This is a genomic window from Burkholderia cepacia GG4, from assembly GCF_000292915.1.
In the GTDB taxonomy this organism is placed as follows: domain Bacteria; phylum Pseudomonadota; class Gammaproteobacteria; order Burkholderiales; family Burkholderiaceae; genus Burkholderia; species Burkholderia cepacia_D.
In genome coordinates this window covers 392,306-407,187 of record NC_018514.1, presented here as the reverse complement: position 1 = coordinate 407,187, position 14,882 = coordinate 392,306, and the positions used below count along the sequence as shown (strand labels likewise).

The following is a 14,882-nucleotide window of genomic DNA, read 5'->3' as shown; positions in this document are numbered from 1 at the left end:
CACCGCAGCACACCGGCCGACGCGTCCGTCGCGGCGGCCCTGCCGGTCAGCGCGCGCCCGGCGCTTCGTCCACCTCGGGACACGGGCGCCGGTCGGGCGCGTCGCCGCTGCTGGCGAGCGCGCGTTCGTCGCTCGCCAGCATCGGCGGCAATGCATCGCGCATCAGTTCTACCCAGGTCCGGACTTTCGCATCCAGATACTGGCGCGACGCGTACAGCGCGTAAACATTCATGTCGCACGTGCGATAGTCCGGCAGCACGCGTACGAACTCACCGTCGCGCAACCCGGCGACCGCCGAGTAGAGCGGCAGCAGACCGATGCCCATGCCACCCCGGATGCCTGCCGCCAGCGCGTCGGCGTCATTGACGCGAAAGGCCGGCCTGACTCGCGGGACCCGCTGCTCGCCGTCCGGGCCGAGCAATTGCCACGCGTCGTGCGGCATCGCCGTCGCCGCCAGGTCGAGACAGGCATGCCCTTCGAGATCCTCGTGCGTGGCCGGCGCGCCATGCGCGTCGACATAGCCGCGCGCCGCGCACAGGATGCTGAAGGTCGACCCGAGTCGCTCGGACGTCATGCCCGATTCCGGCGGATGCCGTTCGAGCGCGATCGACACGTCGAAGCCCTCGCTCATCATGTCGGGCCGCCGCCGGGCGACCGACAATTCGATCCGGACCTCCGGAAAGCGTTGCCGATAGCGCGCCACGAGCGGCATCACGTAGTGCCGGTCCAACCCGTTCAGGCAGTGCAGCTTCAGCTTGCCGGACGGCCGCGCGTCGGCGTCGCGCGTCTCGGCCTCCGCCTGTTCCAGGTAGGCAAGAATCTGGTCGCAGCGCCGCCAGTATCGTTCGCCGGCCTCGGTCAACGAGATGCGACGCGTCGTCCGGTTCAACAGGCGCACCGCCAGATGCCGTTCGAGGTCCGACACCGCACGCGAAATCCGCGGGGTGCTCGCGCCGAGTTGCCGCGCCGCCGCCGAAAATCCGCCCGCGTTGACGACGCGAACGAACAGGCGCATGTGGTGAAGCGTGTCCATGGTGTGTTCCGTTTGAAGCAAACGGAATTCTTGCACGGCGATCCGCGGCGATTATCCCGCCGCTCGCAAAATTGCGTTACGCAGGGTTGTGTCGTTTTGCACAATGGCGCTTGTGCGCAAGCGCTCAGTGCCCGATGCGGCCCGGCCGGATCGTGCAGCCGGAAGCGGCCTCCGCGCCGCGTCGGTCACCGCGCATCCGTCTGCGCCTTGAGAATCGCCTGGGCGCGATTCCTGACGTCCAGCTTCAGGTAAAGGTTCTTCAGGTGAAACTTCACCGTGTTCTCGGACAGAAACAACGTCTCGGAGATCTCGCGGTTCGACGCGCCGCTGCAGAGCAGGCGCAGGATTTCCTGCTCGCGCTGCGACAGCTGGCTCGCCCATGCGGCCTTCGGGCCACTCGCGGCCGGATGCCGCATCGCACGCTCCGCACCCGGCGCCGTCGCTGAATCGAGCAGCGCGGCCAGTTCGCCGCCTTCATCGAGCAACGCGCGCGTGCAGCCCCCTGCCCGCGCCGCGTCCTGCGCGCCCTGCAGCGTGCGTAGCGCGAGCCGCGTGTGACCTTGCCGATGCTGCACCAGCGCCTGCAGCACCTGCAGCTTGACCGCCAGCAGCGGCCGCACCGGCACGATGCCGAGCGCCGACTTCAGCAACTCGGATGCCCGGTCGAGCCGCTGCTGCAGCAACGCGAGCCGGATGCGTCCGAGCAACGGGCCGCTCAGCATCTCGGTCACCAGAATCCATCCCGGATCCGGCGCTGCGTCATCGCCCGGCACCTGCGACAGCAACGTATCGATGCGCGTCGTGTCGCCGCTGCGGCCGGCGAGATACAGCCGCTCCCACGCGATCATCTCGCGCACGCTCGCCCAGCGATTCTGAAAGCTCAGCCGCTCGAGTGTGTCGAGCGCGTCGCGTGCCTGAGGCATCCGGCCGCGTGCGACATGCACGCGCGCAATCGACACCATCGACAACGCGACGAATTCCGGCACCGCCGCGAGCGTGATGTCCTCGCCGAACTGGGCGGCGAGCCGCTCCACCGTGTCGAGCTGATCGGCCTCGTAGCAGGCCCAGATACGCGACGCGGCCAGCGCCGCGGCCGACATGCCGCGATTCACGTATGGGCTGCCCGCGTCGCGTCGCATGCCGCGGGTCGCGTGCGGCGCGTCGGTCGCCAGCCGCGGCTGCGCGCCGATCACTTGCAGGATGCAGCGCAACGCAAGCGTATAGCCGTGGCTGAATGCGGACTGCGCGTGATCATTGTGGCTGTTCGCGAGCACGAGCAGGTGATGGGCCCGTTCCTCGTCCCACGCGGCCATCGCGCTGAACGCGTGCAGGTTGGCTGCCGCGCCGAGTTCGAATGCCTCGAACAGATCGGACGCGGGCTGATGCAGCGCGGGCACGTCGGCGAGCCTCGTCGCCTCGCGCAGGTCGTTCCTGAACAGCATCGCCATCGCGAGCACGACGTCGGCGCCATGCCCGTCGCGCGTCTCGGCGAGATACGACAGCAGTGGATGGGTCGGCCCGCCGCGCCGCAGAAACACCAGCGCCCATGCGATCTTCACCGCGAGGCTCCGACAGCAGAGCACCTCCTGCAACGGCAGCCGGTCGAACCAGTACGCGACCGTCACCAGCTCGGCGCCCTCGACGAGCCGCGACGCCCAGCCGTCCAGCGTCGTGATCGCCAGCGCATATTCGCGGGCCTCGACCGCATGGAACATCGCCTCTTCCGGTATGCCGTGCCGCACGTACCAGTGCGCGGCGCGGCGATGCACGTCGATCAGGTCCGCCGGGTCGTCGTGCGCGAGCCGTTCGGACAGGAAGCGCGCAAACAGGCCGTGATACCGATACCATCCCGGGCTGCCGTCGAGCGCCTCGACGAACAGCCCGTCGCGCTCGAGCTGCCGCAGCACCGCGTCCGCACGCGCGAACCCGGTCACGTCCGCGCAGAGCGAGCCGTTCAAGCGCCGCAGCTGCGAGGTCTTCAGCAGGAACGCCTGCACGTCGGGCGGCTGCAGCGCCAGCGTGTTCTCCGACAGATAGCGGACCAGCTCGAGCGGCGTGCAGTCGCGCAACGCGTCGAGCGCGTGCCGGATCTCGTCGCGCGCGAGCGCCAGCTTGAACAGCTGCAGCCCCGCAGGCCAGCCCTCGGTGCGCGACTGGATGAACGCCTCCGTCTCGGCATCGATCGTATCGGCAGCATCCGCCAGGAACACGGCCGCTTCGTCCGACGAGAAACGCAGGTCCTCCATGCGCAGCACGAGCGCCTCTTCGGCGACCTGCAGCGCACTCACGCCGACGTCCGGCAGGTTGCGCGATCCGATGTAGAGGCGGCAGCGCCCGGGCAGCGCATCGAGCAGATCGCGGAAGAAATGCAGGATCGCCGGCTCGTGAATCCACTGGAAATCGTCGATGCAGATGCCGATCGGCCCGTCGATCCGTGCGATCTGGTCGAACACCCAGTCGAGCATGTTGTCGGTGGGGCGGCCCGAATGCCCGCTCGCCACCACGCCGGCCTCCTCGACCAGCTGCGCGATCAGCGAGATGAAATACGCTTCGAAGCGGCGCGGATCGTTGTCGTTCTCGTCGAGCGCGAGCCACGCCATGGTCCAGCGCTTCGCGCGCCCGGTCTCCATGATCTGCTGCAGCAACGTCGATTTGCCGCTGCCGAGCGGCGCCTGCAGGATCACGATATGCGGCACCCCGAGCCCCGTCACGCGATCGAGCAGCGCGCGCCGGACGATCGCGCCGCGACGCGCGACGGGCGGAAAGAACTTGTGTTCGCGCAGGTCCGCGCCATGCCGGCGTGGCCTGCGTCGCGTCGCATTCGGGGAAGCAGTCACGGTCGCTCGGATGACGTGGAAGAGAAGGCATCGTGCCTCAATCGCGAAGCCGCTTCAAGCATCGTCGGCCGCCGGCTCCGCCGTGTCGGTGTCCGGCAGCGGCGGCGTCCAGCCGCCGACGCGCGAAAACGCCGAGAACGCGGCAAACGGATTGCAGCAGAACGGGCGCAGGCAGCCCGCATCGTGCGACGCGTCGTCGTCCTCCGTGCGGCCGGATGCCGGCGTCGGCGCGCCGGTCGCGAGCGTGGCCGTCATCGTGGCACCGCACCGGCGAACGCGACGTAGGCGTCGAGCGCGTCCGGATTGGCCATCGCATCGCGGCTCGCCGCGCTGTCGACCCGCTGGCCCATCAGGATCTTGCGCACCGGCACCTCCATCTTCTTGCCCGTCAGCGTGTATGGAATCTGCGCCATCGACACCATCACGTCCGGCACGTGACGCGGGCTGCACAGCGTGCGCAGCCGCTCCGCGATCCGCGCGCGCAGCGCGTCGTCGAGCGCCGCGCCGTCGCGCAGGCGCAGGAACAACGGCATGAAGTAGCGGCCTCCCGGCAATTCGCAGCAGACGACGAGACTGTCGGCCACCGCGTCGATCTCCTCGACGACGCGATAGATCTCGGCCGAACCGATCCGCACGCCGTGGCGGTTCAGCGTCGAGTCGGCCCGCCCGTAGATGTAGCAACCGCCGTGCGGCGTCATCTTCATGAAATCGCCATGCCGCCACACGCCCGGGAAATGGTCGAAATAGGACTCCCGATAACGCGTGTCGCCGTCGTCGTTCCAGAAGCAGATCGGCATCGACGGCGCCGGCTGCGTGACGACGAGTTCGCCGATCTCGTCGACGACCGGCTCGCCGGCATCGTTCCACACGTCGACCGCCATGCCGAGCATGCGCGCCTGAATCTCGCCCGCCCGCACCGGCAGCAGCGGCACCGCGCCGACGAGCCCACTGCACAGCTCGGTGCCACCCGACTGCGACGTCACCCACAGATCCGGCTTCACGCAGCGATAGAACCACGCGAACGTCTCCGGCGTGCTCGGCGCGCCGCTCAGGATCACGCTCCTGATGCGCGACAGGTCGAATGCGCGGCCGGGCTCGAGGCCGGCCTTCTCCATCATCTGCACGAACGTCGGGCTGGCGCCGAAACAGGTCGCCCCCGTAGCGGCGGCAAGCTGCCACAGGCACGCGGGGCCGCCGTGCACCGGGCTGCCGTCGTACAGCACCGCGGCCGCGCCCGTCATCAGCGACGCGACCAGCAGGTTCCACATCATCCAGCCGGTCGTGCTGTAGAAGAACATGACGTCGCCGGCATGCAGATCCATGTGCAGGTGCATCAGCTTCAGGTGCTCGACGAGGACGCCGACGTGGCTGTGGACGATCGCCTTCGGCAGGCCCGTGGTGCCCGACGAAAACACGATCCACAGCGGATGCTCGGGACCCACGCGCTCGAAGCGGAATGCGTCGGGCGGCACGTCGGGGCCGGCCAGCAGCGCACGCCACGGCTGCACCGTGCACGGCAGCGACGCGGCGCCGTCCGGCAAGGTATCGGCGTCGGACGACAGCCACACGAGCGTCTCCAGCGAGGGCAGCGCGTGCGCGATCTGCAACGCTTCGTCCGTGCGCTCGAACACGCGGCCGCCGAAGCTGTAGCGATCGGCGGTGATCAACACCTTCGGCGCGATCTGCCGGAAGCGGTCGACCACCGTGCGCACGCCGAAGTCGATCGCGGCCGACGACCACACCGCCCCGATGCTGGTGGCGGCGAGCATCGCGATCGCGCATTCGGGCACGTTCGGCAGATACGCGACGACGCGGTCGCCCGGCTGCACGCCCAGCTCACGCAGGCGCGTCGCGACGCGCCGCACCTGGCTGGCGAGCTCGACCAGCGACAGCGTGCGCAGCGGCTGCGTTTCGCTCGCGTAATGGAACGCCGGCTGCGCCGCGTCCGCGTGTGCCGCATGCTGCAGCACGTGCTCCGCGTAGTTCACGCGCGCATCGGGAAACCAGCGCGTGCGCGGCATCGGCGCGCCGTCGGTCACGCGGCGCGCCGACCCGTCGTGCCGCACGTCGAACCACTGCCAGAGCGACGACCAGAACGCGTCCGGCTCGCTGATCGACCAGCGCCACAGCGCATCGTAGTCCGCGAACGTCAGATCGTGATCGGCCTCGAGCCAGGCCATGAAACGTGCCAGGTTGGAGCCGCGCATGAACGCGTCGTCCGGCGTCCACATCAGTTCGCCTTCGTTCGTCATGTCGATTGCCTTTCACGTAAGCGCGCGATGCGCGCGAGAACCGTTTCGGGATGCGCCGCAGCGGGGATTGCCGCTACGTCGAATGTATCGGGCTGCGCCGCCGGCAGATCGTCTTCGCCGTGCCAGAATGCCGCCGGCACGAGGACCCCGGTCAGCCCCCCACCGCCCGGCGCCGGCGCGATCGAAAAATCTGGCGCCGCAACGCCCGCGAAGGCGACCGGCGCCGGCATCCGCATCCCCCAATCCCAGCCATAATGCCGCGCGACGTTCACGACCGGCTGAACCCGTTCCAGTCCATGCGCGGCAGTGTCGGCATCCCACGCCTGCGACTCGCGCATCAGCACGGCGTCCACGCCGGCCGTCGCAAACCCGCGCAGGAAATCCGCGACGCACGCTGCGGCAGCATCGGCCGCATCTTCATCGACGTCGACGTGCTGCATACCGCTCGCGAATGTGAACGCACGTGCCGCCCAGTCGCGCGGCGACGGCAGGTCCAGCACGAAGATCGCGCCGGGCAACGCCGTGCGCAGCGCGACCGCCAGCGCCGCCGCATAGGCGCGCACCGGCTCGCTCGACAGGCACGTTTTCAGCGGCAGATGCGTGCGCTTCGTCTTGCCGACCATCTCGGCGCCGAGCGCCGAATCGCGTGCGAGCCACGCATCGGCCAGATCCGCAAGCGGCAGCGTCAGCACATCCGGGCGCAGCAGGCCATGCGCGTGACGCACCCACGCGACGCACGCGGCACTGTCGAGCCACGGCGGCGCATCGCCGGTCAGCAGCGGCGCGCTGTAGCTGTCGTGATCGAGCCATAGTAGCCGGCGCATGCGATTTGCTTCAGTCAATCGGGGCATGATGCCTCCCTGTTCAACATGCCGTGTAGCCGCCGTCGATCACGAGATCGGCACCGGTCATGTAAGAAGAATCGTCCGAGACGAGAAAGACGATCGCACGCGCGATCTCGTCCGGATCGGCCAAGCGATGCATCGGAATGCGGGCCATCAGCCGCGACGCAAATGCGTCCGCGTCGCTCGTCGACATTTTCGACACCGCACCCGATACCATCTGCGTATTCGCGAAGCCCGGGCACACCGAGTTGATACGGATGCCGTAGCCGCGCTCCGCGCAGTGCAGGGCCGCCGAGCGCGTCAGCAGGCGCACACCGCCCTTGCTCGCGTTGTACGCCGGTACGAGCGGCTCGCCAACGAGGCCTTCGATCGACGCGACGTTGACGATCGCGCCACCGCCGGATTGCTTCATCCGTGCGATTGCCGCCTGCATGCCGAGAAACACGCTGTCGAGATTCACCGACATCGTGCGTCGCCAGCCTGCGAAGTCGAGCGTCTCGATGTCGGCGATCTCCGCGATGCCCGCGTTGTTCACGAGCATGTCGAGCCGCCCCCAGCGCTCGATCGCGACGTCGAGCACACCCGGCCAGCGCTCCGGATCGGTCACGTCCTGCACGACGAAATACGCGTCGTGCCCGTCGGCGCGCAGCGCCGCCGCGTGCGCTTCGCCTTCGTCCCGGCACATGTCGGTCAGCAGCACATGCGCGCCGGCGGCAGCGAGCCGGCGCGCAGCGGCGAGGCCGAGGCCACGCGCCGCGCCGGTGACAACCGCGCAGCGGCCGTCGAGTCGGCTCATGCCGGTACCTCCTGCGCAGCAAGACGCGCTTCGAGCTCGGCGATCCGGACGTCCTTCGGATCGAGCATGAATGCCCCCTGGATCTGATCGGCCGGCATCTTGACGCGCTGGCCCAGCGTCGTCGCATAGATCTCGGCGTGGTTGTTCCAGCTGCCGAAGTACGGCAACGATGCGGGCGGCTCCGGCGTCACCCATGCGTCGCAAAACGCGTCGAACGGTTTGCCGCGTGCAATGCGTGCCAGCCGCTCGGCCGCGCGTGCATCGGCAGTCGCCTCCGCATCGACGACCAGTGTCGCCTCGTCATAGACGACCTTGTAGATGTCGCGCGCGTTCTCGTGCGACATCAGGTCCTCGCGCAGATCCTTCATCACGAGCGCCGGATCGCGTTCAAGTACGTCTCCATAGCCGCCGCCCGAGCCCTGGCAGATCATGTAGATCTCGCCTTCGTTGCAGATCTCGAACGTCATCCCCATGTCGTGACTGCTGTATTTCGCGCCCGGAATCGGACGCTTGTTCATCAGGGCCACGATATCGAACGCTTCGACGGCCTTCGGGTTTTCTTCGAGCACCTTGAAGATGTTGATACCCTTGATCTTCATCAACTGATAGCTCGGGCACGAGTAGCCGCCGAACAGCCCCTGCGCGGACGGAAATTTCGACCCTTCGCAGCCGGTCATGAAGCCCCACAGGCCCGAGCCGCGCGCGGTCGCGATCTGCTCGTAGCCCATCCCGCCGCGATACTTGCCCCAGCCGATCCGATCCTTCGCGAGCCGTTGCGCACCGAGGCGGATGATCGGGGTATCTTCTTCCGCGATCTCGTGCTCGCCGGTGTCGCACATGAAGCCGAACACGGGCGAGATCGAATGCTCGCCGTCCGCGTGACTGCGCGCACCCTGCCCGTTGCCGTTGATGTCCGCGCAGAAGTTGCCGGTCACGTCGCCGTGCTGCGTGATACCGCCGTAGATGAACGTCGCCGCCTGGTCGTACTGTGACGCAATGACTGCCGAGTAGCGATGCGGCAGGCTGTAGCTGAGCTTGTTCATCGGCACCGTCCACGCCACGCAGCCCTTGAACAGCGGCATCAGGCTCATCGCCTGCGGCATCTCGCCCTCCGCATCGAGGATCGAGTTGCGATCGGTGATGATCTCGATCGGCGACAGCACGGCCATCGTGTGCGGCAGATCCGGCCAGATGTTCTGCAACAGCCCGGTGCACAGCGCGGCCTTGAACGATGCGATGTTGGTGTTCACCGAGCGGTTCAGGAACTGCGGCGCCGAGCCGCGGAAATCCATGATCATGCGCTCGCCCTTCACGGTGATCGCGCAGGCGATCTTCTGCAGCGCGTTCTCGCGCAGGCTCGAATCCATGAACTGCAGCACGCGCGTCGTGCCGTCCGGCAGTTCGCGGATGCGCCGGCGCATTTCCGTTTCGACGTCTTCGAGATGCGAACGCAGTGTGCCGATCAGCGCTTCCCGGCCGTACTGGTCGAGCAACGCGATGATCCGGTCACGCAGCCGCAGTACCGCGTGCAGCTTCACCTTCATGTCCTCGAGCTGCAGGCGCGGATCGCGCACCGAGTTCTGCAGGAACGTCACGAGATCGCGCTTCAGCTCGAAGTTCTCGACGATCTTGAACGGCGGCATCTTGATGCCCTCGTCGTACTTGCTCTCCGCCTTCGCGGGCAGGCCGCCCGGCTCGGTCGAGCCGTTCTCGCCCTCGTGGATCGTCGACGACAGCCAGCAGACCAGTTCGCCCTTGTAGAACAGCGGCATCATCATCGACTGGTCGGTGTTGTGGATGCCGCCGTAGCGCGCGTCGTTGTGGATGAACCCGTCGCCGTCCTTCACGCCGACGGTCGGATCGTCGGTCCAGTTCTTGATGATGAAGCGGATCGGATAGAAGCAGCACGCGGCAAACGCGATGATCCCGTGCGGCGCGATCATCGACAGGTCGCCCTGGGCGGTGTAGATCGCGGTCACCAGGTCGCCCCACTTCGCACCCGGCGCCGCCCCCATCTGGTTCACCATCGTGAACGCCTCGGACAGCGCCGAGTTGATCAGTCCGCGCACATGGTGGACCTGGTGGGGATCGACGCCACGCTCCAGCACTTCCTGCTCCGCCTTCGAGCGCGGCAGGATGCTGTGGTTGCGCATGATCTCCGGGTCGGGCCCGAGGAACAGCGTGTTGTCGGCGATGAACTTGTCGAGCAGCGCCCGGTCTTCCGCATTGATGTCGTTTTGCATGTCGAACTCCTTGCTTACTTGCGCAGGAACCACGCGCCGCCCTGGGCCGTCGCCTGGTAGATCCAGCCCGGTTCGACGAGGAACGTCGTCGCGCGTGTGGTGATGACGGCCGGCCCTTCGATCTGCGTGCGCTCGGCGCGTGCGCGATCGTCGTAGACGGCTGTGCGAAGCGGTCCCTCGTGCCCGACGAAGTGGCATTCGCGATAACCCACCGGCTCCGGCGGCGGCAGCGGATCGTCGCTGACCGTCAGCTTCGCGAACTGTACCGACGGCTGCTCGACGTACGCACACACGCGCAGCGTGTTGATCCGCACGCCGGTTTCCGGGCTCTGCGAGCCTTCGCCAAAACGCGAGCCGTAGCTCTCATGGAACAGTTCCATCAATGTCAGCACGTCACGCTGTGTCTTCAGGCGCGAGAGCGGCGTGACCACGGCCGTCTGCACGCGCTGGTTGCCGTAGCGCATGTCCAGCTCGAGGCGATAGCGAATCCGCGACGGGTCCATGCCCTGCCGCTCCAGATCCTCGCGACCGCGCCGTTCGAGTTCCGCGACGCCTTGGTTGAAGGTGTCGAAATCCATGAAGAACGACTTCGTGTTCGGGTTGAACAGCACCGTCCACGTGTTCATCTCGTGGATATGCATCTGGTTCACCGTACCCGCGCCGCATGCCGAAAACGTCGACGAATACGGCGGCGCCAGTACGCGGGCGATGCCCAGCGCCGCTGCGATCCCGCACGCGTGCAGGGGCCCGTTGCCGCCATAAGCGAGGACGGTGAAGTCCTTCGGCTCGTAGCCGCGCGTACGCAGTTCGGTGGCGATCCCGTTCGCCATCGACGCGTCGACCTGCTTCTTGATCAGCTTCGCGGTTTCGATCACGTCGAGGTCGAGCTCGTCGCACAAATCGTCCTGCATCGCCTGCCTGGCACGGCGCGGATTCAGCGGAATGCGGCCGTTTGCATAGTTCTTCGGATCGAGATAGCCGAGCAACAAGTCCGCATCGGTCACAGTCGGATGCTGGCCGCCGCGATCGTAGCAAGCGGGCCCCGGATCGGAGCCGGCCGACTGCGGGCCGATCTCGACCGTCTTGTACATCCGCTCGTAGCGTGCGATCGAGCCACCGCCCGCGCCGAGCGCGACCAGATGCACCATCGGCACGCTGACGAGCCAGCGGTCGATCACCGGGTTGAAATCGTAGAATTTCTGCCCGCCCTGCACGACGATGCCGATGTCGAAGCTCGTACCGCCCATGTCGGTCGCAACGACGTTGCCGAGCGCTGCGGCGGCGGCCAGGTATTCGCTCGCGGCGATCCCCGATACCGGCCCCGAGTGCACGGTCTGCAACGCGTCGGTCGAGTTGAGCTGCGCCATCCCGCCCGAGTTGTGATTGACCAGCATCGGCTTCGCATAGCCCTGCTGGCGCAGGTTCAGTTCCAGCGTGCCGAGCCCGTGATACATGATCTGATGCAGGAACGCATCGATGATCGACGACGTCGCGCGCGAATACTCGCCCTTGCGCCCGACGACCTGATGCGACAGCAGCATCGGAATCGCGCCGAGCATGTGCGCCGGATATTCGTCGAGGAAGATTTCACGCACGCGCAGTTCGTGAACCGGATTCACCACGCTGTTGGTGAACATCACGACGAGCGCCTGGGCGCCAGCGTCGACGAGTTCGCGAATCCGCAGCCGCACGTCATCCTCGTCCAGCGTCCAGAACACCTGGCCCGCATAGTCGATGCGCTCGCGCACTTCGCGGATCAGCGGAATCGCGACGAGCGGTTCCGGCCGCGCGGCATTCGGGATGTCCATCTGCTCGGGCTCGGACAGCCCTTCGCCATAGCCGCGTGCACGGGACAACGGCACGGTGTGCTTGAAGCCGGTGGTGACGAGCAGGCCGACCCGCGGCCCCTTGCGCTCGATCAGCGCATTGGTGCCGAGCGTCGTCGCGTAGCGCACCGAATCGACTTCGGACAGAAGCTGCGTCGGCGTCAGATCGAGCTGGCGGCATGCATCCGCGAGCGAGTCGTTGAAGCCGACCGCGAGATTGTGATGGGTAGTCAGCGACTTGCCCTCGACGCACTGCTCGCCCCACGCGACGAAGCAATCCGTGAAGGTGCCGCCGATATCGACGGAAACACGTTTCATGAGCGGTTCTCCCCGTATCTCAAGTGGACGATGCATCGGCGTCGGCGACGAGCGCATGCCGGTGATGCGCGGCCGCATGCAGCGCGCGCTGCAGCTTCACGCGTTCGAGCGCGAGGTCGGGCGCCTGCGCGGGTTCGGTCATCTCCGGCCGGTCCTGCCACTGCATTTTCAGCGCGTCGATGTCGAGCTCGATGTCGTGCAACGGCGGATGACCGGGCGGCAGATATTCGGCTTCGACCAGCACGCCGCATTCCGGGCAGTAGTATTCGAGGATGCGGCACCAGTCGGGGTCCGGCGAATACGTGCGCTCGTAGCGTGCCGGATCGAGCAGCGGCTTGTGAATCTCGCGCGGGTCGCGATCATGGACAAGCAATCCTCGCTTGTAGTTGTCGCGCGCACTGCCATGCTCATGGCCGCATCGCCGGCATTCCCATTGCTCCGTCCCGAGGTCGATGCGCAGGGTTTCGGTAATCAGGACCTTCATTGTTCGCTCTCCTTGCCGCTGCTGAGCAGGATGTCTCCAGCGGCGTTGATTTCGAAGTGCCAGCCGGCGTCGATGCGCCCGGTGAAGAAGTCTTCCTCGAGCACGGCCGGTCCCGCCGCGTGCACCGCGACGCCCTTCGGCTGATCGTCGACGCGATACAGCGGCAGTTCGGCATCGCGGCCGTCGACGGTGACCGTGCGCGTGCCGCGCGCGATCGCGGCCTGCCGGCCGCTTTCGCCGAACCGGCCGTCGAGCGTCGCCTGCGGCATGCGCTTGATCGCGGTCAGCGTCACCGACAGCGTGGCGCCCGGCTCGACGCCCGGCGGCAACGCCGGTCCTTGCAACGCATGCTCGACCGTCGTGCCGTCGGCACCGGTGGCTTCGAGCGTGTAGACCAGCCGGCAATCGTCGATCGCCGCGCCTTCGCCGAACATCGCGCGTGACGCTTGCGTGAGTAACGCGTCCATCGTCGCGACGAGCGCGTCGCCGCTCGGATCGACCAGCGGGGCCGAGAAACCGTGGCCCACGTCCGAAAATCCGATCCCGTAAGCGGAAAACACCGCCGCCAGGCCGGGAATCAGCACGCGCTTCACGCCGATCGCTGCCGCGACCCGGCACGCGACGAACGCGCCCGCGCCGCCGAATGCGGCGAGCGTCGTATCGGCGCGGATCTCCGTATAGGCAACGAGGCTGTCGGCGACCTTCTTCACCCATGCGGCCTCCATCGCGGCCAGCGCCTCCTTGTCGCCCATCCTCATCGGATCGGCGACATGCGCGTGGATTGCGTGCTGCGCACGCGCCTTGTCGAGATGCAGCTTTCCACCGAAGAACGAAGCTGGATCGAGCAATCCGGCGAGCGCGAACGCGTCGGTGATCGTCGCCTGCGTGCCGCCCAGGCCGAAGCACGCGGGCCCCGGTGCGCTGCCGACGCTCTCCGGCCCGACCGTGAGCCGCTCGCCGTCCGCGCGAATGATCGAACTGCCGCCGACGCCCGCGCTGACCACGTCGCACAGTGCGAACGACGTCGCGACGCCTTCGACGTTGCCGTGCCGGTTCGCGCGCACGCCGCGTTCGTCGACGACGCCGATGTCGGTCGTCGTGCCGCCGATATCCATCGACAGCAGATGCGTGAGTCCGTAGTGCGCAGCCAGCACGCGCGCGCCTTCCATTCCGCCGCGCGGGCCGGAACTGTAGGTCTTCAGCGCGATCGTCTTCGCGACGCGGCCCGCATGGCCGTCGTTGCGAAACACCAGCAGCGGGCTTTGCGCACGCGCGTCGCGCAGCTTCTGCTCGGCGCTGTACAGGAACCGCTCCATCGCCGGATGCAGGAACGCGTTGAACAGCGCGGTCCAGGTGCGGCGTACGTCGTCGGCGTCGTCCGCGACTTCGTGCGCATACAGGATCGGCAGCGCGCCGAGCAGGTGCGGCGGGAAACTGCGCAGCAGCCGGCGCTTCAGTTGCTGCTCGAGTTCCGCCCGCTGCGACCCGCCGATCGCGACGACCAGCCGGTTCGCGCCCGCCGCCGCGAGCTCGCCGACCACGCGCACGATGTCCGCTTCGGACGGCTCGCTGCCGAGCGTGACGGTACGCTCGCCGATCACGGTGTCGAACAGGCTTGCCGCACCGTCCGCGCCGCGAATCCGCGCGGCCGTCAGCGTGCCCCCGACCACCAGGCCGAGCCGCGGGCCCTTGCGCTCGACGAGCGCGTTGGTGCCTTGCGTCGTCGAATAGCGGATCGCCGCCGTCGACAGCAGCAGCGCCTCGAGATCCTCGCGACCGAAGATGGCTTCGGATGCCTTGCGCAAGCCGTCGAACAGGCATTGCGACAGATCGTGGGGCGTCGTCAACGTCTTCGTGCGCACCACCTTGTCGCTGTCCATCACGCAGATGTCGGTCAGCGTGCCGCCGTTGTCGATGTTGATCAGGCGATGCCGCACGGGCCCGGCGCTGGTCGCGCCCGGGCGGACATCGCGCGTGAAACCGGATGAGTGAGTCATGAGCTGTCTCGCTGAATGAAGAGCCGGGTCAGGCCCGGCACATCCGCCGCAACGGCGGATCGACGGGAAGATCGAGCGGCGCGCGCTGTTCGGTCGGGCGACCGCGCAACGGCGAAAGGGATGGGTGATACACGTCGTCTCCTGTGTGTTGTATCTATCGTGGAATCAGTTTAGGTATCCGCATCACGCATCACGCCACCCGTCCGGGTAGTCTCGGGATATGGATTGCCCGTATCCGGCGTGGTCGGCCG

10 protein-coding genes are annotated in these 14,882 nt (G+C 67.4%); all 10 read right to left on the bottom strand.

Annotated elements, in window-relative coordinates; translation table 11 throughout:
• Nucleotides 1-46 precede the first annotated feature (46 nt).
• Complete coding sequence (locus tag GEM_RS17580) at nucleotides 47-1,033, bottom strand: LysR family transcriptional regulator (RefSeq protein ID WP_014898712.1); 987 nt, start codon at nucleotides 1,031-1,033, stop codon at nucleotides 47-49.
• A gap of 185 nt (nucleotides 1,034-1,218) precedes the next feature.
• On the bottom strand, nucleotides 1,219-3,870 hold the full coding sequence (locus GEM_RS17575) for a LuxR C-terminal-related transcriptional regulator (RefSeq protein ID WP_014898711.1): 2,652 nt from the start codon (nucleotides 3,868-3,870) through the stop codon (nucleotides 1,219-1,221).
• A gap of 54 nt (nucleotides 3,871-3,924) precedes the next feature.
• Complete coding sequence (locus tag GEM_RS17570) at nucleotides 3,925-4,125, bottom strand: hypothetical protein (RefSeq protein WP_014898710.1); 201 nt, start codon at nucleotides 4,123-4,125, stop codon at nucleotides 3,925-3,927.
• Complete coding sequence (locus tag GEM_RS17565; RefSeq protein WP_014898709.1) at nucleotides 4,122-6,122, bottom strand: acetoacetate--CoA ligase; 2,001 nt, start codon at nucleotides 6,120-6,122, stop codon at nucleotides 4,122-4,124. Before GEM_RS17565 ends, GEM_RS17570 begins: the two co-directional genes overlap by 4 nt.
• Entirely contained in the window at nucleotides 6,119-6,973 is an 855-nt protein-coding gene (locus GEM_RS17560; protein WP_014898708.1) for a hypothetical protein, read from the bottom strand. The genes GEM_RS17565 and GEM_RS17560 overlap by 4 nt, the downstream gene beginning before the upstream one ends.
• 13 nt (nucleotides 6,974-6,986) lie before the next feature.
• Nucleotides 6,987-7,763: a glucose 1-dehydrogenase gene (locus GEM_RS17555; RefSeq protein ID WP_014898707.1), complete on the bottom strand. Its 777-nt coding sequence runs from the start codon at nucleotides 7,761-7,763 to the stop codon at nucleotides 6,987-6,989.
• Entirely contained in the window at nucleotides 7,760-10,006 is a 2,247-nt protein-coding gene (locus tag GEM_RS17550) for a hydantoinase B/oxoprolinase family protein (protein ID WP_014898706.1), read from the bottom strand. The genes GEM_RS17555 and GEM_RS17550 overlap by 4 nt, the downstream gene beginning before the upstream one ends.
• Nucleotides 10,007-10,020: 14 nt before the next feature.
• Complete coding sequence (locus GEM_RS17545) at nucleotides 10,021-12,150, bottom strand: hydantoinase/oxoprolinase family protein (protein WP_014898705.1); 2,130 nt, start codon at nucleotides 12,148-12,150, stop codon at nucleotides 10,021-10,023.
• A gap of 19 nt (nucleotides 12,151-12,169) precedes the next feature.
• Nucleotides 12,170-12,634 (bottom strand): acetone carboxylase subunit gamma, encoded by a 465-nt coding sequence (locus GEM_RS17540; protein WP_014898704.1) that lies wholly within the window; start codon nucleotides 12,632-12,634, stop codon nucleotides 12,170-12,172.
• Entirely contained in the window at nucleotides 12,631-14,631 is a 2,001-nt protein-coding gene (locus GEM_RS17535; protein WP_014898703.1) for a hydantoinase/oxoprolinase family protein, read from the bottom strand. Before GEM_RS17535 ends, GEM_RS17540 begins: the two co-directional genes overlap by 4 nt.
• Between the last annotated feature and the right edge of the window lie 251 nt (nucleotides 14,632-14,882).

Bases quoted from the DNA above. Each gene is read 5' to 3' on its own strand.
- GEM_RS17580 (WP_014898712.1), bottom strand. From the start codon at position 1,033: ATGGACACGCTTCACCACATGCGCCTGTTCGTTCGCGTCGTCAACGCG.
- GEM_RS17570 (WP_014898710.1), bottom strand. From the start codon at position 4,125: ATGACGGCCACGCTCGCGACCGGCGCGCCGACGCCGGCATCCGGCCGC.
- GEM_RS17565 (WP_014898709.1), bottom strand. From the start codon at position 6,122: ATGACGAACGAAGGCGAACTGATGTGGACGCCGGACGACGCGTTCATG.
- GEM_RS17560 (WP_014898708.1), bottom strand. From the start codon at position 6,973: ATGCCCCGATTGACTGAAGCAAATCGCATGCGCCGGCTACTATGGCTC.
- GEM_RS17555 (WP_014898707.1), bottom strand. From the start codon at position 7,763: ATGAGCCGACTCGACGGCCGCTGCGCGGTTGTCACCGGCGCGGCGCGT.
- GEM_RS17550 (WP_014898706.1), bottom strand. From the start codon at position 10,006: ATGCAAAACGACATCAATGCGGAAGACCGGGCGCTGCTCGACAAGTTC.
- GEM_RS17545 (WP_014898705.1), bottom strand. From the start codon at position 12,150: ATGAAACGTGTTTCCGTCGATATCGGCGGCACCTTCACGGATTGCTTC.
- GEM_RS17540 (WP_014898704.1), bottom strand. From the start codon at position 12,634: ATGAAGGTCCTGATTACCGAAACCCTGCGCATCGACCTCGGGACGGAG.
- GEM_RS17535 (WP_014898703.1), bottom strand. From the start codon at position 14,631: ATGACTCACTCATCCGGTTTCACGCGCGATGTCCGCCCGGGCGCGACC.